The sequence below is a fragment of the Lentibacillus saliphilus genome (assembly GCF_019093865.1).
Lineage (GTDB): Bacteria > Bacillota > Bacilli > Bacillales > Amphibacillaceae > Lentibacillus_B > Lentibacillus_B saliphilus.
Window position 1 is genome coordinate 406,220 of sequence record NZ_JABJXD010000001.1, and the last position, 18,973, is coordinate 425,192.

At 40.3% G+C, this 18,973-nt stretch carries 21 protein-coding genes and 1 pseudogene; 12 read left to right on the forward strand and 10 right to left on the reverse strand.

Annotated features, from left to right (window positions below; genetic code table 11):
- Positions 1 to 6: 6 nt before the first annotated feature.
- From HPC67_RS02120 to HPC67_RS02130, 3 genes are all read right to left on the reverse strand, one after another.
- Positions 7 to 1,134 carry a sensor histidine kinase gene (locus tag HPC67_RS02120; protein ID WP_217585782.1) on the reverse strand — a complete coding sequence of 376 codons (1,128 nt, stop codon included), beginning with the start codon at positions 1,132 to 1,134 and terminating at the stop codon, positions 7 to 9.
- Between the two features lie 50 nt (positions 1,135 to 1,184).
- Positions 1,185 to 2,237, reverse strand: a complete 1,053-nt coding sequence (gene desA, locus HPC67_RS02125) for a Delta(5) desaturase DesA (RefSeq protein ID WP_217585783.1) — start codon at positions 2,235 to 2,237, stop codon at positions 1,185 to 1,187.
- 182 nt (positions 2,238 to 2,419) lie between these two features.
- Positions 2,420 to 2,773 (reverse strand): YppG family protein, encoded by a 354-nt coding sequence (locus HPC67_RS02130; protein ID WP_217585784.1) that lies wholly within the window; start codon positions 2,771 to 2,773, stop codon positions 2,420 to 2,422.
- A gap of 174 nt (positions 2,774 to 2,947) precedes the next feature.
- Between HPC67_RS02130 and HPC67_RS02135 the strand changes: the two genes are divergently transcribed.
- On the forward strand, positions 2,948 to 3,727 hold the full coding sequence (locus tag HPC67_RS02135; RefSeq protein WP_217585785.1) for a DUF2268 domain-containing putative Zn-dependent protease: 780 nt from the start codon (positions 2,948 to 2,950) through the stop codon (positions 3,725 to 3,727).
- 52 nt (positions 3,728 to 3,779) lie between these two features.
- Here HPC67_RS02135 and HPC67_RS02140 read toward each other — a convergent pair whose 3' ends face one another.
- Entirely contained in the window at positions 3,780 to 4,073 is a 294-nt protein-coding gene (locus HPC67_RS02140; RefSeq protein WP_217585786.1) for a tudor domain-containing protein, read from the reverse strand.
- Positions 4,074 to 4,251: 178 nt separating this feature from the next.
- On the opposite strand from HPC67_RS02140, the gene HPC67_RS02145 reads away from it, so the two are divergent.
- From HPC67_RS02145 to HPC67_RS02165, 5 genes and pseudogenes are all read left to right on the forward strand, one after another.
- Positions 4,252 to 4,356, forward strand: coding sequence for a YjcZ family sporulation protein (locus HPC67_RS02145; RefSeq protein ID WP_217585787.1), 105 nt, complete (start codon positions 4,252 to 4,254; stop codon positions 4,354 to 4,356).
- 120 nt (positions 4,357 to 4,476) lie between these two features.
- Entirely contained in the window at positions 4,477 to 4,584 is a 108-nt protein-coding gene (locus HPC67_RS02150) for a YjcZ family sporulation protein (RefSeq protein WP_217585788.1), read from the forward strand.
- 90 nt (positions 4,585 to 4,674) lie between these two features.
- A pseudogene (locus HPC67_RS15970) lies at positions 4,675 to 4,755 on the forward strand (YjcZ family sporulation protein); the annotation flags it as partial.
- Between the two features lie 169 nt (positions 4,756 to 4,924).
- Positions 4,925 to 5,836 (forward strand): YIEGIA domain-containing protein, encoded by a 912-nt coding sequence (locus HPC67_RS02160; protein ID WP_217585789.1) that lies wholly within the window; start codon positions 4,925 to 4,927, stop codon positions 5,834 to 5,836.
- Positions 5,836 to 6,042, forward strand: a complete 207-nt coding sequence (locus tag HPC67_RS02165) for a capping complex subunit for YIEGIA (protein WP_217585790.1) — start codon at positions 5,836 to 5,838, stop codon at positions 6,040 to 6,042. The genes HPC67_RS02160 and HPC67_RS02165 overlap by 1 nt, the downstream gene beginning before the upstream one ends.
- A 27-nt stretch (positions 6,043 to 6,069) precedes the next feature.
- Here HPC67_RS02165 and HPC67_RS02170 read toward each other — a convergent pair whose 3' ends face one another.
- Positions 6,070 to 6,975: a DoxX-like family protein gene (locus tag HPC67_RS02170; RefSeq protein ID WP_217585791.1), complete on the reverse strand. Its 906-nt coding sequence runs from the start codon at positions 6,973 to 6,975 to the stop codon at positions 6,070 to 6,072.
- A gap of 131 nt (positions 6,976 to 7,106) precedes the next feature.
- Positions 7,107 to 8,282: an NAD(P)/FAD-dependent oxidoreductase gene (locus HPC67_RS02175; protein WP_217585792.1), complete on the reverse strand. Its 1,176-nt coding sequence runs from the start codon at positions 8,280 to 8,282 to the stop codon at positions 7,107 to 7,109.
- Between the two features lie 208 nt (positions 8,283 to 8,490).
- Between HPC67_RS02175 and HPC67_RS02180 the strand changes: the two genes are divergently transcribed.
- The 4 genes from HPC67_RS02180 to HPC67_RS02195 all read left to right on the forward strand — a co-directional run bounded on the left by HPC67_RS02180 (position 8,491) and on the right by HPC67_RS02195 (position 12,192).
- On the forward strand, positions 8,491 to 8,763 hold the full coding sequence (locus HPC67_RS02180) for a (2Fe-2S)-binding protein (protein WP_217585793.1): 273 nt from the start codon (positions 8,491 to 8,493) through the stop codon (positions 8,761 to 8,763).
- The gene (locus HPC67_RS02185; protein ID WP_217585794.1) at positions 8,753 to 9,166 is read left to right on the forward strand and encodes a (2Fe-2S)-binding protein; all 414 of its coding nucleotides are present in this window, start codon (positions 8,753 to 8,755) and stop codon (positions 9,164 to 9,166) included. The genes HPC67_RS02180 and HPC67_RS02185 overlap by 11 nt, the downstream gene beginning before the upstream one ends.
- Positions 9,159 to 10,373, forward strand: coding sequence for an NAD(P)/FAD-dependent oxidoreductase (locus HPC67_RS02190; protein WP_217585795.1), 1,215 nt, complete (start codon positions 9,159 to 9,161; stop codon positions 10,371 to 10,373). The genes HPC67_RS02185 and HPC67_RS02190 overlap by 8 nt, the downstream gene beginning before the upstream one ends.
- Positions 10,374 to 10,605: 232 nt before the next feature.
- On the forward strand, positions 10,606 to 12,192 hold the full coding sequence (locus tag HPC67_RS02195) for a peptide chain release factor 3 (protein ID WP_217585796.1): 1,587 nt from the start codon (positions 10,606 to 10,608) through the stop codon (positions 12,190 to 12,192).
- Positions 12,193 to 12,247: 55 nt separating this feature from the next.
- Here HPC67_RS02195 and HPC67_RS02200 read toward each other — a convergent pair whose 3' ends face one another.
- Positions 12,248 to 12,571: a DUF4870 domain-containing protein gene (locus tag HPC67_RS02200; protein WP_217585797.1), complete on the reverse strand. Its 324-nt coding sequence runs from the start codon at positions 12,569 to 12,571 to the stop codon at positions 12,248 to 12,250.
- 220 nt (positions 12,572 to 12,791) lie between these two features.
- Entirely contained in the window at positions 12,792 to 13,631 is an 840-nt protein-coding gene (locus HPC67_RS02205) for a glycine betaine ABC transporter substrate-binding protein (protein ID WP_217585798.1), read from the reverse strand.
- A 243-nt stretch (positions 13,632 to 13,874) separates the two neighbouring features.
- Between HPC67_RS02205 and HPC67_RS02210 the strand changes: the two genes are divergently transcribed.
- A complete protein-coding gene (locus HPC67_RS02210; protein ID WP_217585799.1) occupies positions 13,875 to 14,033 on the forward strand; it encodes a hypothetical protein in 159 nt (52 codons plus the stop codon).
- Positions 14,034 to 14,082: 49 nt separating this feature from the next.
- Here the strand turns inward: HPC67_RS02210 and HPC67_RS02215 are convergent, their stop codons facing one another.
- The gene (locus HPC67_RS02215) at positions 14,083 to 17,175 is read right to left on the reverse strand and encodes an AAA family ATPase (protein ID WP_217585800.1); all 3,093 of its coding nucleotides are present in this window, start codon (positions 17,173 to 17,175) and stop codon (positions 14,083 to 14,085) included.
- Between the two features lie 18 nt (positions 17,176 to 17,193).
- Positions 17,194 to 18,381 carry an exonuclease SbcCD subunit D gene (locus tag HPC67_RS02220; RefSeq protein ID WP_217585801.1) on the reverse strand — a complete coding sequence of 396 codons (1,188 nt, stop codon included), beginning with the start codon at positions 18,379 to 18,381 and terminating at the stop codon, positions 17,194 to 17,196.
- A 195-nt stretch (positions 18,382 to 18,576) separates the two neighbouring features.
- Between HPC67_RS02220 and HPC67_RS02225 the strand changes: the two genes are divergently transcribed.
- Complete coding sequence (locus tag HPC67_RS02225; protein WP_217585802.1) at positions 18,577 to 18,954, forward strand: carboxymuconolactone decarboxylase family protein; 378 nt, start codon at positions 18,577 to 18,579, stop codon at positions 18,952 to 18,954.
- Positions 18,955 to 18,973 lie beyond the last annotated feature (19 nt).

Consider the following 18,973-nt stretch of genomic DNA (forward strand, 5'->3'; position numbering starts at 1 on the left):
TCTCTCCTATGTTGAATATTTAACAACGTTCGGAACCCTGATCTCTACATGCGTTCCAGACTGAGTCCTGATGTTGAGGGTCCCATTCACAAAACCAAGTCGCTCTTGCATACCTCTTATCCCATTTCTGTTCAATGTGGCACCACGGTCAATCAGTCCTTCTCCATCATCTTTGATCAACAATTCAACCTCACTACACGACTGTGTAACAGAAATAAGACATGATTCCGCCCCACTATGCTTGACAACATTAGTGACCGCTTCTTTCAAACACATTGTGAGTACATGTTCAACAAGTAATGGTGTATGCTCTAAAACGAGATTGCCTTCGATCTCATAAGATATGTTAGCAGCTTGCAATAACTTTTTTATTTGCTCAATCTCTTCATTAAGCTTAGAGCCTTTCATATCTGATATTAATTCACGGACTTCTTTTAACGCAATTCGAGCCGTTTCATTAATATCAGCCATTTCCTCTTGTGCACGGCTTGCATTTCGTTGAACGAGCTTTTCAGCTAATTCACTTTTAAGCCGAATAAGCGATAACTTCTGTCCCAACGTATCATGTAAATCACGGGCAATCCTTTGTCTTTCCTCCAACACAGCCATATCAGATAGCTTTTCATGAGCGTCTCTTAATTCACTCTCCAATTGTTCTCGCTTATTACGACTAAATAAGCTAACTGGCAAAAACATCACACCGATGATGCTCAGGATGATAAATGGGAGTTGTGATGAGAATACATCTGTCTGTGTGAAAAAACCGATCCCAACAGCAATGAGCGTCGTTACAAGATGTGTAACATACAATGATACAAAGGCTGCCTTTTTTTGGACATTACCAATGTAAAAGGCTAGAAATAGCGAGAAGTATACGTACCCTAGCAACACGGTCATCAAAATACTAATTGTCATTTCAATTCCAACAGACGTATAAACGGGCCATCCATTCGAAATGAACGATAGCCGATATGCTGTAAAAAAGAGAGAAATCATAATTAAACCGAAAATAATACCTGGAAGAGAAGCCGTTTTAAATACAAAATAAAATGGTAATAAGCAAAAGGCAACCCATGCATAAATGCTTAAACCGGTATTTTTCGGAATGATATGGTACCATCTTTGCTTTTGCATTAATTGGATCTCCCCTGGCGCTCGTAATCGATTTTCACTTACACAATAGCTTATTTTTGTTGAAGCGCTGTTTTTCTCTTCTTGAGTTTAATATGCAGCTGTCTTCTTCTCGAAATGGCTCTCATTTCTTGAAAGCTGACAAACGTTTTGTGCTGTTCATCATACAATCTGAAGCGAATCGCCTTCAAGCTGGATAATAACGTAATTGTCGTTGCCTGCTTTAAAGGTGGTGTTGCATTATGAACTTGTTCAAGGTTGTAATTCGGGACACGTGGACTAAGATGATGAACATGGTGAAAGCCGATACTCCCCGTTAGCCATTGTAATACTTTTGGCAGCTTATAATAAGAACTGCCATCAACAGCTGCTTTGACAAAATTCCACTCATCCTCATTTTCAAAATAGGAATCTTCAAATTGGTGTTGGACATAAAACAACCATATACCAAGTGCACCTGCAATGAACAAAATCGGCAGCTGTATTAATAAGAAAGACTGCCATCCAATCATCCATATTAAAAGTCCATAAATGACTATAACGGAAACATTAATGAGATACGTATTCATGCGCTCTTTACGCTTAGCTCCAGGTCGATTAAAGCGATTCGAAATCAAGTAAAGGTACAATGGTCCAAATCCAAACATGATCAGTGGATTACGGTACAACCGGTATAACATACGTTTCCCGAAAGATGCACTGGCATATTCATTAACGGTCATCACCCACACATCTCCAGTGCCACGCTTGTCCAAGTTTCCACTTGTTGCATGATGTATGGCATGGTTTCGTTTCCATTTTTCAAAAGCGAATAATGTAATGATCCCTGTTATTGTACCAACAATCCTGTTAGCTTGACTACTTTTAAAAAATGATTGGTGCGTACAATCATGAAAAATGATAAATATGCGTATAACAAAACCAGAAGCGATTACGAGGATTGGAAGTGTTAAGAAATAAGATACGCTTAAGCTGTGATACGCAATGAACCACAATAGTATAAAAGGACCAATCGAATTGATTAATTGATTGATACTCACTTTTACATTTGAGGTCGCATATGGTGCGGCAGATTTTTTTAATTCAGCTTGTTTTTGACGGCTCAAAGGATACGCCTCCTGTACATCTTTTTTTGGTTCCTTTTATCATAAAATTATAGTGGATATATTAAAAGTCACACGTGTCAGTTTGCATATATGACATTTGTCATATATGCAACTTCCATTTCTGAAAAAGCAAAATAGAGCCGGCTTTCTGTCTCGAAAGTCGGCCTAATATTCATCACTTCTTATTTTGATTTAATAAATTGGGACACCATTGGACTCATATCGTTATATATCTTGTGAATGTTTTGTGCGGTTGTCATAATTTTATCTATATCAAATTGGCCGTCAGGGTTTTGAAACATAGCTGTTAAATTGCCAACGCCCTTTTTTTCAGAGCTTTTCACGGCAGGCGCACCACCTTGAAAAGGACCTCCATTTATAAAAGGCTTTTGGAACGCTCCCGTTTTATAGGGATTAGATATTGGTTTAGCATATGGATTAACAGGAGGGCCTAACGGACGTCTTGGCGGTGCTACTGGGCGCATCTGCCCCCTTGGATTTGTGCGTGGTGGTCTTTGATTAATTGGAAACATCATCTTACACCTCCTTATAAAACTAACATTACATCTAATATATCGTATTCATCATTTAGGATTTTCGATCATGTATCTGTCCTAGATCATTATTATAAATTCCCTAGCTCTTATGTGACATTTTCAAATTGTGCCTCATACGCTATAACCAACCGTTTATTCATATGAGGTGACTATATGAGCATTGTTCGTACAGATTTATGGTTGAAAGAAGATCACTACGACCCAGTTAAAGTGTGTGATCGTTTGACTTCCTATTTTCCGAATGCATCGTCTCGGGCCATCTATGATCATTTAGTAAATTACGGCTTGTATCGTTCTATTCACAAAAAAACACTCAAACATTTGCGAGAGATTGACATATGGACGATCATCACATCACAGTTTGAAAGACTCAGCAAAGCATGGGATGGTCCTGATGTCCCCATTTTCATATTCCCATCTGATGAAGACAATCCACACCTAAAACGAGATTTCAATGCAAAATCAGGTCTGTCCTTTAAAGACAAACTATTTTTATTCGTATCACAGCACAATTCAAAAGAAGAAATCCAAGCATTATTTACACACGAATACAATCATGTATGTCGACTAAAGCATTACGATAAAGATGATAATTTTACATTGTTAGATCGCATTATTATGGAAGGTCTAGCAGAAAATGCCGTCCGTGAGTATGTCGGTGAGAACTATGTCGCTAAATGGACGGCCCTTTATAGCAAAACAGAACTCGATAAAATTTTGAACACGATTATTGTACCGCATAAGGATATAACAAGACATGATTCGAAGTTTGAACAACTATTGTACGGCTCACATTTTCATCCACCTATGGCTGGATATTGTGCTGGCTATCACACCGTTAAGAGTTATATCAAAGCATCAAACATGTCTTGGCCAAGCATATTAAAAACAGCATCTGATAAAATAGCATCACGTCATCTTAAGATGTCATAATTGCATCACTAAAAAGCCAACATTTCAAACGTTGGCTTTTTAGCTACGTACATTACCAAAAGAAAAATGGTAGAAGAGCCAATCCTGTAATCGCTCCCAGTGCTATTCCGAAGCCGAAACCAAAGCCGCGCGCGACTGGATATGGACGTCTTCCATAACCATAATATGGTCGGTAAAACCCATAGCCAAAACCACCTAAATTCCCGGACTTGACTTCTCTAAGATACACTTTTCGTTCATTCACATCCTCAATGATTCCACGATAAACTGCGCCGTTTCTCGTTCTAATTTCTACCGCACGCCCTCTGTGACGTCGGCACAATTGGTGATAGTGCTGTACAGACATTTTCTCACCTCCTGCTTGACAACCATATAACATCCTATGCGATTGCAATGTGTTTGCGTAGGTCCTTGCACGAGGTGGAAAAAATCTAATTTAGATTTCGTTAAATTAGGGAAACACCCATACATATTTTACTCACATACGTATAGTAATCGTAAGCACTATATAAGGAGGGTTCAGCATGAGTCAATATTCAGGTTGTGGTGGAAATGATTTCATTTTGATTGTCGTATTGTTCATCTTGCTCATCATTGTTGGAGCTGCATTTGTAGGGTACGGCTATTAAGTGACAACCGATTTTAATAAGAAGGGCACATGCCCAAATCGAGTAAATTGGGACTGTGTCCATTCCCATGACGGGTTACATGCATATATTACTAAAGACATACTCATGGAGGTGGTTTAAATGGGTGAATCATATGGAGGTTATGGTGCAGGCTTTGCCTTAATCGTCGTGTTGTTTATTTTACTAGTCATCGTAGGTACAGCTTACGTTGGTGGTTATGGCTATTAAATTGAATCCAAATTAAAAGGAGGGTTTTTTATGCGTTACGGAATGGGTCAATGTGGATGTGGCTATGGTTATGGAGCGCCAGCTTATGGCGGTGGATATCCAGGCGGTGGATTCGCGTTAATTGTGGTGTTGTTCATCCTGCTGATCATTGTAGGCGCTGCCTGGTTATAGAACACGCTCAATGTGAAATACTGGCTGCCCAATCGGCAGTCAGTATTGTTTTTTTCCCATTTCTGTATTGTGCACGCTCCAGAAAACGATTCCACCTCAAAGGACAAGCTGATTTAGGTTCATAAAAATAACATTTAAGGACAACATATATAAGGGAGGATATACCAATATGGACAATCAATCAGTTTTATCAGCAGAAGATTTAAATACAATCATTGTTGCTATTGTGGCAGGTACACTTGCAAGGGTATGGGTTTTAAAAGAAGATTATCGACAATACCCGAGCTATCCGAATGGATATTTTATTCATATTGTAACAGGCTTTGTTGCAGCAGCACTCGGAGCCGTTGCTGTCCCTGCTTTAATCAGTAAAAACTTTGTAGCTGTTACATTTCTAACCCTTGCATTACAGCAATTTCGCGACATTAGAAAGATGGAGAGAGATAGTCTTAATGATCTTGAGAACACTGAATATACATATCGCGGAGAAGCATACATCGATGGAATCTCTAAAACATTCGAAGCCCGTAATTACAATGCTTTTATCACAGCATTAACGGTTTCCATAACGATGACCACTCTACCATTTAATATTTGGATCAACTCTATCTTCGGTTTTATGATTGCATTATTCATTGCTGGCGGATTAAAATATTTCACCAAAGGAAAAACAATTGGAGATATTGCAGACGTCGAACAAGGCACCATTAATATTGATGGATCAAACCTATATGTCGATGATATTTTTATCAGCAATTTGTTAGGGACAGAAAATGCTCAAGCAATGTTTCATGAGGAAGGTCTAGCAGTCGTCATAACGCCAAACGAACAACACTTTCGTATCAATTTGGATCATTTCGGGCAAAGACAGGCCGCTTTATTTGAAGCGACACGTGCACTTGGAAATAAACGATATCACTTCACTCGGAAGGATTACAAAGATGGACGTATCGTTATTACACTTATTCCGATTAAACAAGATATAGACGCCTTCATAGAAGCTGTGAAAAAATGCCCGCTTCTCGAAAGCGCAAAAAAATCTCATACTGTTATGAGTGTATCAAAAGGAGAGGAAAGCTAATGGCGAGAGAAGCTTCCATGAAACCAGATTTTAAAATTTTAGCTTATGTTACGACGAATAGAGATCGGATTATTGCAAGTAACTGCTTGGCATTACACGCACAAAATGATACAGCAGCCACTGAAATGACTGCCGATATAGCTAAAGCATTAAAAGCAGATGTTGTTCAATTAACGAATGACGACTTTATGATCATACGTGTTTGAGGCTTTTAAGATCCTGATAAATTGACATCAATCTTTCCGCTCTCTTAGACAATTTCCTGCCGATGGTAGATTGGATAGATTCATATAACCAATTATAGATACGACGACGAGAACAATATTATAGTTAAGCGGATTAAATGGATACGTTAAAATACTAGGATCAGCAACGACAGCACCACCAAGAAGCCCAGTAAATAATATGATTTGAAATATATATAAGTGACGCTTATGAGGATAGAAGAGCCATAACATGCCAACGAGAATTTCAAATACCCCGACACCGATCACAAGAAGCTCCAGTTGTTCAGTTGTCATCGACAAGACATTAGGTATCATCGATATTTCTAATGGATGCATAAATAACAGCTTTGGAACAAGACCGTGATACGCCCACACAAAGAAAAACAAACCGACAAGAAGCCAGTGCGTGAACAAACGCCGATATTGCAAAGCAGGTGCCTCTCCTCTTTCCACCCAGCCTTTTAAAACATCAAAGCTAAGCGCTGTCGCAAAGCCCATTAACGGTCGAAATACGAGCTGATCAGCCCATTTTCCAATGCGTCCATAACCCGGCTCATAATCATACTGTGTAACAACTGTAATTGAGTCTTCATTAGGTGTGTACTGCCAGTATCCTCGCCCCTCCTTTATTGGAGACGTTATTTGGTCTGTTCCGAAATGAAGCGATGACGTTCGCGTACCTTCATCTGAATTATGGTAGCCGACTGTTTTCCGCCATCCCTTAATGTATATGCCTGGAGCGAGTCGCCTTTCATAAGTGAAATGTTGGACACCATCTGCATTGTCCAGATATGTGATAGATGAAAATCGCAAATCCCACTGTTCATGTAGCTCGGGTGTTTGTGTCTTGTCCCACAATGCATCCATATTACCTTTAATCGACGTTTCTACATAAATAGGCTGTTGCCTCATTTAAAACACCTACTTTTTGAAGTGAATTGAAACCGTGTTAATGAAAACAACCATCAAAGCTGGTAGACAAATAAAAGCCACATGGGTCCATATTAAAAGAAGTTTAGAACCATGCGCCTTTACTGCCCGCTTTATGAACTTGGTATCTTTTGAAACCGCTCGAAGCTAAGAGGATCAACAGGAATAATCGTTTCCTCGTCGCTCATCATTTGTGCAATTAGCTTACCAGTAACAGTAGCTAGACTGATCCCATCTCCTTCATGTCCAGCCGCAATATAGAAGCCCGGAATCGCGTTCACTTCAGATACAATTGGTAAATGGTCCTCAGTCCACGGTCTAAATCCTGTATAGGCGCGAATCATCGTAAAATCATCCATTTTTGGGAAGAAACGCATGGCCCGTCTCGCCATTGTTCGAATAACATTAATATCAACCCGACCATCATATCCGACAAATTGCCGGCTTGAGCCAAGGAGAAAATTTTGACTTTCTGTTGGTTCAAGAACGAGTGCAACACCGTGCTCTAACGTTTCAGGATCAGCGATGCGTTCCCGTTCAAATTTATTCATTAAATAACCAAACTCCATCACATTACGCATCATGACCGGCTTTTGGCGTGCACCGACCATAATATGCCCTTTTCGAGGCTTAATTGGTATATCGACATCGAGCATCTCACCAATAAACGGCGCCCACACCCCCGCAGCATTGATAACCTTTTTCGCTGTAAACTCGCCATTTGGCGTCTCAATTGAAAAGGAATCGGCTTTCGTGATGTTCTTAACCTCTGTTTGAGTAAACAGCTTTAAACCGTACTGCTTCGCTTTATCAATCAAAGCATAGCAAAACAAATAAGGATTAATGAGTGAATCTGTTTCACATTCCAAACCACCAGGAATATCGTCGGCAAAATAAGGCGACTCCTGCTTTATATCAGAGCGATCTAAAACATTAAATTTGAGACCTGCTTCATTTTGAATGTTTACCCAGTCAATGGCCGCTTCCATTTCAGCATCATTATCACACACGAGAATGCTTCCTAGTGGGCGATATTCAAATGGAATATCCAATTCTTTGGCCAGATCAATCGTCAATTCCTGACTAACGAGCGACATTTTACTGTCATATCCAGGGTCTTTATCAACGATCGTAATATTGCCATCACATCTTGAAGATGTTCCACTTGCGATATCGCCCTTCTCGATTAAAATGCAATCATATCCAGCCTTTGAAACATAATAAGCAATGGCACACCCCATAATACCACCGCCAATAATGGCCACATCTGTGTTATATTTTATCGTCATCTTTTTTCCTCCCTACCCCCACCAATGTACATTTACAAGCATACACACAAACCATTTACAATATTATTACCATTAAAATCATTTTTTTCATACAAAACATTAATCCCTTTCTAACTTATATGTTAGAATAGCGATGAATCAGTTGTCAATGATTGTGTATTTAAAAATGTAAGCCGTTTCAAAGTGTTCGAGATAAGGAGGAAATCGAATGGATAAGATGATCATCTGTAGATGTGAAGAAGTAACATTAGGAGACATTAAAGATACCGCAGAACAATACGATGCGACAGCCCGAGAGATTAAACTCCGCACAAGAGCGGGTATGGGGTATTGTGGCGGGAGAACGTGCAGACCTGCTGTTGACAAAGTGTTAGAGGATATAACAGGTGAAAAGCCCGGCGATCAAATCCCTTTAAAAGTACAGCCACCTGTACGCCCGGTCACATTGGCAACGTTAGGAGGTCGGACAAATGACACATAAACAGATGCGTATTATAGATCACCCAGTTCTTGGAGCGATGAACGAGCGGGACATTATGACATTTACATTTGATGGGCATACATATAAAGGCTTTAAAGGTGATACGATCGCTTCGGCTCTCCTCGCGAATGGTATACGTCAGCTGCGGGTTCATGAGGAGCGTGGTACCCCTAGAGGCATTTATTGTAATATTGGCCATTGCTTCGAATGCCGGACAACAGTTAACGGTGTATCTGGTGTACGTGCATGCTTGACACCACTCAAAGACGGCATGGTTGTAACAAGTGGTCAAACTGAGCCTGTTCCACTAAACTCGGAACATGATGTAGACGAGCTTCCACGCACGTACACAGAATTCATTCAAAAACAGAAAGCGCATGAGGCAGGTGATTCAGATGCATGATGTCATCATTATAGGTGCCGGACCTGCAGGCTTGTCAGCTGCGATTAAATGTCGGGAATGGGACTTGAATGTCGTTGTGATTGACGAGTTCCCTCAACCAGGGGGACGCTTACTCGGACAGCTTCACCAAGAACCAAATGGTGAATGGTGGAACGGTATTAAGGAAACAGACGCGCTTCTCCAACAAGCAACAGATCTTAACACAGATATTCGTTGCGGTGTTTCAGCACACCATATTGAAAAAACAAATAACGGTTATATCATTCATACAAACGAGGGCATTCTTGAAAGCCAAAAATTACTCATTGCTACAGGTGCCGCTGAATCTGCTGCTCCTGTCCCAGGATGGACGTTACCTGGTGTGATGTCAATTGGAGCGGCGCAGGTAATGACGAACGTCCACCGGGTTCGTGTCGGTCAAAAAGGAATAATTGTCGGTGTCAATGTTCTGTCAGCGGCTATTGCCCGTGAATTGCAGCTAGCTGGGATTGATTTACATAGTATGATGCTTCCCATTAAAAGCAGTGTTACTGCAGAGCATGCACATCCGAAAAAAGTTATGGACGGTCTTGTTCGCATTGCTCACTTGGCACCGTCTGCCTTTTTACGATTTGGTAGTACCTTTGCTAAAATGAATTGGATACGCCACCTTGCTGTTCAATTTTATCCTCGTGGTGGTGTAAAAATGTGGGGCATGCCGATTCATGTACGTAAAGCTGTTAAAGAAATTCATGGGACTGAACACGTCGAAGCGGTAACCGTCTGTCGTGTGACGCCAGATGGCGAAGAAATACAGGGGACCGAGGAACGAGTAGATGTTGATTTCGTCTGTATTGCAGGCGGCCTTTATCCATTAACTGAGCTTGCCGCAGTTGCGGGGTGTCCATTCCAATATGTTGAATCACTTGGGGGCCACGTCCCTGTCCATAATGATCGTATGGAAACACCACTTGATGGTCTCTATGTTGCTGGTAATATTACTGGGATTGAAAGTGCAAAAGTAGCACGTGCACAAGGCGAGGTGGCTGGCTTATCGATTGCGAAAAGCGTCATGGATGCGGTTGAACTCATTGAACACGGCATTGACAACGCTATTGCAAATGTATTAGAGACACGCAAAGCAGCATCCATCCAATTTCACCCAGACATTCATGAAGGACGTGCAAAAGTGGCAGAAGCTTTTGTTGAACATACCCAAACTCAATAATGACAAGCCATTTTGTGTCGACCTGTTTTTCTGATTTCCCCAGAGAAGCAGGTCTTTTCATTGTAAAGTCTACGTGTGAATATTGACGTGCCAGTCTGCTACATGCTATGTTTAAACGTATGATAAACCACGTAAGGAGTCGTGCCGATGTAGACCGATTGTCGCACACATGAACAACATTTATACCGCCACACTAAATTATAATGAATTTGATATAGAAGAAGGGATTTTTATGCGTCTACAAGAACACGTAAACAGCCGGCGTACATTCGCCATCATTTCACACCCAGATGCCGGCAAAACAACAATGACAGAGAAGCTGCTCTTATTTGGGAATTTGATCCGTTCAGCGGGAACAGTTAAAGGTAAAAAATCTGGCAAGTTTGCCACATCTGACTGGATGGACATTGAGAAACAACGTGGTATTTCAGTTACATCAAGCGTGATGAATTTTCCATATAAAGATTATCACATCAACATTTTGGATACGCCAGGACACGAAGACTTCAGTGAAGACACATACAGGACATTGACAGCTGTTGACAGTGTCGTCATGATCATTGATGCGACAAAAGGCATTGAAGCCCAAACGATTAAGTTATTTAAAGTGTGTCGTATGCGTGGCATTCCGATTTTTACATTTATTAACAAACTTGACCGTGAAGGCCGAGAACCGCTCGATTTACTGGAACAAATTGAAGACGTGTTGGATATTGAAACATATCCGATGAACTGGCCAGCTGGTATGGGAAAACAGTTCCTCGGTATTTTTGACCGTTATAACAAACAATTTATTCAATATACCGGAAACGAACAGGAAACGACCATTCCTTATTCAGAGTTAGACAACCAAGAGTATGATACGCTCACCAAAAACGCCACCTTCACAGCAAGTCAGGATGAATTGGCACTCGTTGAAGAAGCTGGTGATGACTTTTCGATGGATGCTATTCTAGCCGGGGAACAAACACCTGTATTCTTCGGGAGTGCTCTCGCGCCATTCGGTGTGCAAACGTTTTTTGACACATTTATATCAATGGCGCCACCACCTGCACCACGTAAAGCGACTGAAGAATTAGTCCAGCCTGATCACGAAGACTTCTCTGGCTTTATATTTAAAATCCAAGCAAATATGAACCCGGCACATCGCGACAGAGTGGCGTTTTTAAGAATTTGCTCAGGTGTTTTTGAAAGAGGTATGACCGTTAAGCTATCACGAACCGGAAAAGCCATTAAGCTGGCTCAATCACAGCAATTTATCGCCTCCTCGCGTGATACGGTTGAAGAAGCGTATGCTGGGGATATCATCGGCATATATGATCCAAACGTGTACCAGATTGGTGATACGTTATATGGTGGTAAAACAGCTTTAACGTATGATGAACTGCCTCAATTCCCACCAGAAATATTCCAGACTGTCGCACCGAAAAATGCCATGAAGTCGAAGCAGTACACGAAAGGGATCGAACAACTCGTCCAAGAAGGCGCCATCCAGCTTTATAAAAAGAGAAGTACAGAAACACATATTCTTGGCGCAGTCGGCGAGTTGCAATATGACGTGTTTCGCCATCGCATGAAAAACGAATACAATGTCGACGTTGTTATGGAGCCTATTGGAGAACGTATTCCACGCTGGATTGCAGCAGAGGATGCTGACCCAGCTTTATTCGACGAACGAAATATGCTCGTCAGAGATCGTGACGGTAATGACGTCATTTTATTTAAAAACGAATTTTCCTTAAGATGGTTCAAGGACAAACATCCCAAAATCGCATTAATTGACTTGTTTGAAACAAATCAATATGATCAATCCCACTAAAAAGCAGCCCGGTCTTGAAGTGACGCCTAAAAGACTGGGCTGCTTTTCAATCACATTATTTTAAAAACTGAATAACGAGCGGTATTTTATACTTCTCACCATTATAAGCTTTCAGAAGCGCAATGATCGTAAATATGAAATAGGCAATACTGAGAACGACTAACATAAAAATACCAATAATTACAAAAATAAGTATTGCACTAACAAACCCATAAATTGTGTAGGATATTAAGAAGTTCAGATATTGTTTACCATGAAAATCAACATATTCAGACTCCTCACGCTTCATGATCCAAATAATTAATGGACCGATAAACGTTGTAAAAAAACTTGTTAAATAAATAAGCATTGCATATAAGCGTTCATCTTTAACAGACATGTTCACCCCTCCTTTTTTATGTAACGTTTTCCTATCAAATTATAACACACTTCGTCATATTGCGGGTTGAATATTCATAATAAATCCAATCTACTAAGACACCATCTAAAAAGGCAAACGCGAGATAGAGAAAACGCGTCTGCCTTGTTATTCATCGTTTTTTATCTTTTAAGCACGGCGGGGTGAATGACACATACATTATAAATTATTGCTTTACAAGCTACTTCTCAAGCCACTGATCAACTGTATCTTGATTGTCTTCCACCCATTCAGCAGCTAATTCTTCAGGTGTCGAACCTTCATCAATCGATATTAGCCATTTTTCGACCATATCGAGTGATAACGACATGTTCGAAAATAGTGTATATGCAGTTGGTGCATCATCTTTCAACTCTGGCGTTACCCCAATCTCTACGTCATCTAGCTTCCATGATTGACGTGGGTCTTCAAGAAATTTAATGTCATAGCGCACGAACATCGGATGTGGGCGCCAAGCATTAAATGCGATTGGCTCTTCGTTCTTTGTTGCCTGTTCCACCTGAGAAAGCATAGCAGCTGTCGTGCTGTTCTTAATGGTAAAGCCAGTCATGTCATATGTTTCAACCATTTTTTCTGTCGTTTGTGCCATACCGCTACCTGGCTCAATCGCATACAGCTCACCATCAAACAAATCGGCGCTGTCCGTTAAATCTTCTATTGTGTTAATGTCTTCCATATATGTTGGAACTGCAATACCTAAAGGCATATCAGAAAACAATGTACCAGCCGTTTCAAATTGATCATCATATTTATCCAAATAGGATTCATGAAGATTTGGTCGCCATACATCTATAAAAGCATCAATTTCTTTATTGGCTAATGCTTCATATAATATACCAACCTGTGCTTCTGTAATATCAACTTCAAAGCCTTCTTGCTCAAGAATTTCTTTTGATAAATAAGCTGGAACCGTTGCATAATCATATGGATCAAGTCCAATTTTAATCGCTGTTTGTTCTGAATTCGCGTCTCCATTGACATTATTGTTGTCATTATCACTGCATCCTACGAGTAATAACATAAATGCCAATCCTGTGACGATAAGTAATTTTACCGATGTTGCTTTAAATTGTTTCTTTATAAAAATAATGACCACTCTTTCAAATTTTTTTGTACTGACAAATTTCACCCCAAAGTCTAACAGTACAATGAACAATCCTAACACAAACAGGTTTCAATATAAAATAAAACACATTGGTGTATATCATCCTATATTTAAACCAAAATAAAGAAACATGTCACACTATATATGGGAGGGTTACACATGTCAGAGGAAAATAAGAATCGTAATAAAGATAAAGGCAGACAAAACAACCGCAACAAATTCAACAAACAGCACGAAGGATATGCCGTTGAAATGTCAGAGGACACCGAGTTTCTTAATCTTAATAACAAGAAAAACAAACGTCACGGTCGCTCATAATATGTATGTGAGGGATCATGCACAAACAGCATGATCCCATCTTCGCACATTATTGAACCTTAAACTGAGTGCGACTTACGCCTTCCTTCATCTTTACAACCTCTAAAACTGCTGGAAATATCGTCTTAAGTTCTTGTACGTGTGAAATAACTCCAATTGTCCGTCCTGTTTGCTGCAAATCAACGAGCGTATCAATGGCTTTGTGTAAGGATTCCTCATCCAACGTTCCAAAGCCTTCATCAATAAACATCGTCTCTATCGAAATGCCACCTTGAAAGCTTTGAATGACATCAGACATGCCCAATGCGAGGCATAAAGACGCATTAAACTTCTCCCCACCAGATAATGTTTTAACATCACGGTTTTGCCCTGTATACGCATCATATATATCTAATCCGAGCCCACTTTGACGTCCGTGAGATTCTTGGCGGTCACTTCTCATCAAATAAAATTGACCACTGGACAAATAACGTAGCCGCTCGTTTGCTGCTGCAATAATTTGCTCTAAATACTCTATTTGTAAATAGCGTTCGAACGATACTTTATGGGCATTTTGACCTCGGATTATATTATATAAATCAGTCAAGCGTGCGAGCTGCTGCTCAGCTTTCTCTACATTGCTATTCGCCTCAGTAATATGGTCAAGCAGCTTTTGTGCTTCTCGGTAGTAATCCTCAGATTGCTTCCAAGCTTTAAATGCTGTTTCATATGCGGCCAAAAGCTCTTGCAATTCATTTTGTCGTGCCACAAGATCCACTTTTTCCTGACCTTCAAGCTTTTGAGCAAGCTCAGCTGTTTGCTCTTTTAATAGCACACAGCTTTGCTTATAGACATTAATGGATTGCTCCATTTCATTACATTGATCTTCTGGTAACTTTGCTTGCTCATAAGACTGCACATCTATAAAGCCGCGTTGCTGCAGCATGTCGTTAAATTGCTTTTCAGCACCTAAGCGATCCTGAGTCGTTTCTTCGACTTGTTTTTCATAATGCAGCAGATCAGATTCTGCCTTTGTTAAAGCTTGCTGAGCTTTTAGCAACTCGTTTTGAGCCTTTTCCCAAAGCGCTTCAAGCTGCTTTTGATGACGTTCAGTATTTGAAATCGCTTGATTGAGGTCATCCGCCTTCCGATATGCTTCTGGGATTTGATTGATACGCTCCTTATAAAGTGCCAGCTTCGTTTGATAGTCTGATTGCACGTGTTGAAGTGCTTTGTCAGCTCCTTTTGATTTTTCCTGTAGCATTTTATATTGGTTTTCTAGCTGCTCAACTTCACGTTTTAAAGTAATGCGCTTCTTTTGTGCCGCTTCAAGTTCGATAATGTCTTGAGTGAGTTGTTTTCCAATGACGACTAACTCATCGTACGTACGTGACGCCTCATTCTCATCAGTTACGTACACCCGTACTGCTGACTGCTTTTCCTTCAACAGCTCTGATGTAGCATGGAGATCTGCTTTTGCATTCCGAAATTGTTCATCACAAAGGTCGAATTCTTTCTTAGCCTGTTCCAAGCTGTTCTTGGACACACCTTCACTCACCGTATCTGCTTTATGTGGATGTGCCCTACTTCCACATACTGGACATGCCTCTCCTGCATGAAGCTTACTTGCCAATAGCTCTGCATGACTTTGCAGCCACCCTGCTTCTAAACGTTCATACTGTCGTCTAGCTTTCTCAAAAGCTGTTCTTTTAACGAGCTGTGCTTCAGTTAATTGACGATGCTTTGTTTGCATGTCGATAAAGTCACGCAGTACCTTTGCTTGCTCTCTCAGTTCATTACGTTTGATTTTTTTATCAGATAAGTGTTCAGGTATTTGTTCTAACGTGTTTAGTGATGCCTTCGTTTTCTCTAACGTAACCTGGGCTGTATTCAAATCAGCATTCAACTGTTGTAAATGCTTCTCTTTCTCTTGTTTTGTATCGTGCAATGTGTTCAATTCTTTTTCAGTTTGAGCAAACGCCTCAACAACAGGAATGAACTCTCGGAGACGCTCAATTTGACGTCTTGTAGAATCGCGCTCCGTTTGTTTGTTTTGCTCTTTCTCGTAAGTTGCTTCTGCTTGTTTAAGGTTTTGACCACATTGTGCTTTTGCAAGCTCGGCAGCCTTAACTGAATTCTTTTTAACTTCCTCTGCTTGACGTCGGATTAACAATTGCTTTTCGTAAGGTTCAATTTGTCGGGCACGCTTTGCCGTTTCAAGTGTTTTTTCTTTTTCCTGATAGAGAGGCTTCTCATCATTTAACGCGTTCAATCGTGTCCGTTTCTCTTCTAATTCCGAGAGTGCTTCATTGATTGTTTGAGCCTGATGAAATTCAGCCTGCTTTTGATGATGGACGTTGTAGGCTGTTTGGTAACGCTTCTCATCTTCATGAATTTTATCCCGGTAATACAATAATTCTGCATCAAGGGCTTTAACAATTTGATTTACATTAATATGCTCTGAATTCAATACTTCAGTTAATGAACTATTGTCACGACATGGCAATACAGCTTTGATCTGACTGACATAATGGTCATACGTTTGTTTTGTACGCTGAAATGACGCCAATGCTTCATCTTTTTTAATTCGTAATTTTTCTGTAATCTGCTTGTATGTGTCTGTTTTAAATAAACGTCGCAAAATTTCTTCTTTATTCTCTGTTTTCGAAGTGAGCAACTTGCGAAATTCGCCCTGTGGCAGCATCACAATTTGGATAAATTGCTCTCTTGTCAGTCCAATCAAGGCTTCTACTTTTCTATCGATCTCAGAAACGATTTGCCGATCCACGCATGGTATTTCACCCGTTTTCTTCTGTTCAACAAATTCATATCGCTCACCAGTTTTAGATTTGTTACCCTGTTTGACATGACCGAGCTGCCGTAGGATCCGATACGTCCGTCCCTTAATCATAAATTCTAACTCAACCGACGTATGTATATCATCATCGGCAAAATCACTTCTTAGCATTTGAATTTTGTCACGATCCTGTCCGCTCGCTGATCCGTATAACGCAAAACAAATGCCATCAAAAATCGTTGTCTTTCCAGCGCCTGTATTTCCTGCAATGACGAACAAACGGTTATCTTTTAACTGCGTAAAATCGATTGTTTCTTGATCCTTATACGGTCCGAATGCTGTCATCGTTAATTTCAGTGGTTTCAATCCTACATCCTCCTCTCTTTATGTTGTTGTAACATTTTTTCGATTTTCTACGATAACGTCTTCCTCTACAAGCAACTCATCAAGCACTTCCTTGAAAATCATTTCCATTTCCTGTGAGACCTCTTTTCCCTCTACTTCTTTGTAAAAGGCACGAAACAATTCTAATTCATCCATTTGCGTACGCGATTTTTCGTAAGCGTGATTCGCTTTATTTTCTAAAGGTAAACTTGTAGCCCTTTCGACGTGCATTGCATTTGGATATATGGATCTCACTTTTTCCATTGGCGATAAAACAGGCGTCTCGTCAGTCAAACGGATAAATACATAATCATCATTTCCTTCATGCTGCAGCAGCTCTCCGATCGTTGTCTCAATAATTCGCATATCTCGTTGTGGTACAAGTGCTCGTTTTTCTACGTCCACATGACCTTCAGCATCCATTTCAATGATTAAATATCCTTTATTGTGATGAACCTCTGAACTAGAAAATTTAAGCGGTGAACCCGCGTAACGAATCGTCTCATTTAAAACATAATGAGCCTGATGCAAATGGCCGAGCGCAGTATAATGAAATGGTGTAAAAAGATGAGCGTCAACATGCTCTGAGCCTCCAATAGACAACGGTCGCTCTGACTCGCTCGTATTTGCCTCCGGTTCACCATGTGGCGTTACAAATGCATGGCCGACAAACACATGGCGCGCCTTAGGATCCATTTTTTCTGTTATATTTTGAACAACTGTGCGCATTGCATCATTATGCGAACGAATGTCTTCAAGCGCAAATTCGTGGCGAACAATACTCGGATCACAATAAGGTACGAGGTGAAAATGAACGTCACCATGATTATCTTTTAAAACAACAGGCTTCGCATCCTTACTGAATCGACCTGTTAAAAAAAGACCATTCTTCTCCATAATATGACTTCCGAAATGCAATCGACTTGGACTATCGTGATTGCCTGCAATCGCAATTACAGGTGTTCTTAATTCAATAATGATCTTTTCCAGCACTTCATCTAAGAGATGGACAGCATCAGTCGGCGGGACAGCTCGGTCATACAGATCTCCCGCAATTAAGACGACGTCAGGTTGTTCTTGCTCTACAGCGTGGATGAATTGATCTAGAACATTTTTCTGATCATCTGTCATGTACACACCTTGTACAAGTTTACCTAAATGCCAATCTGCTGTGTGAAATATTTTCATCTGGCACATCCTTTCGCTCTTTATGTTGTTGAATCATAGAGTATGTTGTTCAAAAAGCTTGTCTCGTTTAAGTATAACGTATTATACACCTTGTTGGGATTAGAAAAATGCCCTTTACCATCATCTGCCACGTATGGAAGACGATTAATCTCCACAAATTAATACAGGATAACATTGACATCTGGAGGCTTGTAAATGGATATACAAAACGACAATCAAACAGTTAATTATTTTGATCAATCTATTTATGATTATAAGGAAGGATCAAGCCGTATTGAATCACATTTACCTAAAGTGGCAGAAGGGTACTTTAATTTTACCGAGGCATGCTTTAAAGAGGGCGCTATTAGTCAAAAGCATAAACAGCTTACCGCACTCAGCATGAGCATTTATGCAAAAGATGACTATTGCATCATTTATCATACAAAAGGCGCGGTTGAACACGGGGCTACAGAGGAAGAAATTATGGAAACCATTGCTGTCAGTGCCGCACTTGGTGGTGGCGCGGCTTTTTCACAAGGCGTCACCCTCGCACTAGACACATTCGACCATTTTAATCAAAACTTACATTAATGCTTTACATACAGCTATC

Bases quoted from the DNA above. Each gene is read 5' to 3' on its own strand.
- HPC67_RS02120 (WP_217585782.1), bottom strand. From the start codon at position 1,134: ATGCAAAAGCAAAGATGGTACCATATCATTCCGAAAAATACCGGTTTA.
- HPC67_RS02130 (WP_217585784.1), bottom strand. From the start codon at position 2,773: ATGATGTTTCCAATTAATCAAAGACCACCACGCACAAATCCAAGGGGG.
- HPC67_RS02135 (WP_217585785.1), top strand. From the start codon at position 2,948: ATGAGCATTGTTCGTACAGATTTATGGTTGAAAGAAGATCACTACGAC.
- HPC67_RS02140 (WP_217585786.1), bottom strand. From the start codon at position 4,073: ATGTCTGTACAGCACTATCACCAATTGTGCCGACGTCACAGAGGGCGT.
- HPC67_RS02145 (WP_217585787.1), top strand. From the start codon at position 4,252: ATGAGTCAATATTCAGGTTGTGGTGGAAATGATTTCATTTTGATTGTC.
- HPC67_RS02150 (WP_217585788.1), top strand. From the start codon at position 4,477: ATGGGTGAATCATATGGAGGTTATGGTGCAGGCTTTGCCTTAATCGTC.
- HPC67_RS02160 (WP_217585789.1), top strand. From the start codon at position 4,925: ATGGACAATCAATCAGTTTTATCAGCAGAAGATTTAAATACAATCATT.
- HPC67_RS02165 (WP_217585790.1), top strand. From the start codon at position 5,836: ATGGCGAGAGAAGCTTCCATGAAACCAGATTTTAAAATTTTAGCTTAT.
- HPC67_RS02170 (WP_217585791.1), bottom strand. From the start codon at position 6,975: ATGAGGCAACAGCCTATTTATGTAGAAACGTCGATTAAAGGTAATATG.
- HPC67_RS02175 (WP_217585792.1), bottom strand. From the start codon at position 8,282: ATGACGATAAAATATAACACAGATGTGGCCATTATTGGCGGTGGTATT.
- HPC67_RS02180 (WP_217585793.1), top strand. From the start codon at position 8,491: ATGGATAAGATGATCATCTGTAGATGTGAAGAAGTAACATTAGGAGAC.
- HPC67_RS02185 (WP_217585794.1), top strand. From the start codon at position 8,753: ATGACACATAAACAGATGCGTATTATAGATCACCCAGTTCTTGGAGCG.
- HPC67_RS02190 (WP_217585795.1), top strand. From the start codon at position 9,159: ATGCATGATGTCATCATTATAGGTGCCGGACCTGCAGGCTTGTCAGCT.
- HPC67_RS02195 (WP_217585796.1), top strand. From the start codon at position 10,606: ATGCGTCTACAAGAACACGTAAACAGCCGGCGTACATTCGCCATCATT.
- HPC67_RS02200 (WP_217585797.1), bottom strand. From the start codon at position 12,571: ATGTCTGTTAAAGATGAACGCTTATATGCAATGCTTATTTATTTAACA.
- HPC67_RS02205 (WP_217585798.1), bottom strand. From the start codon at position 13,631: ATGTTATTACTCGTAGGATGCAGTGATAATGACAACAATAATGTCAAT.
- HPC67_RS02210 (WP_217585799.1), top strand. From the start codon at position 13,875: ATGTCAGAGGAAAATAAGAATCGTAATAAAGATAAAGGCAGACAAAAC.
- HPC67_RS02220 (WP_217585801.1), bottom strand. From the start codon at position 18,381: ATGAAAATATTTCACACAGCAGATTGGCATTTAGGTAAACTTGTACAA.
- HPC67_RS02225 (WP_217585802.1), top strand. From the start codon at position 18,577: ATGGATATACAAAACGACAATCAAACAGTTAATTATTTTGATCAATCT.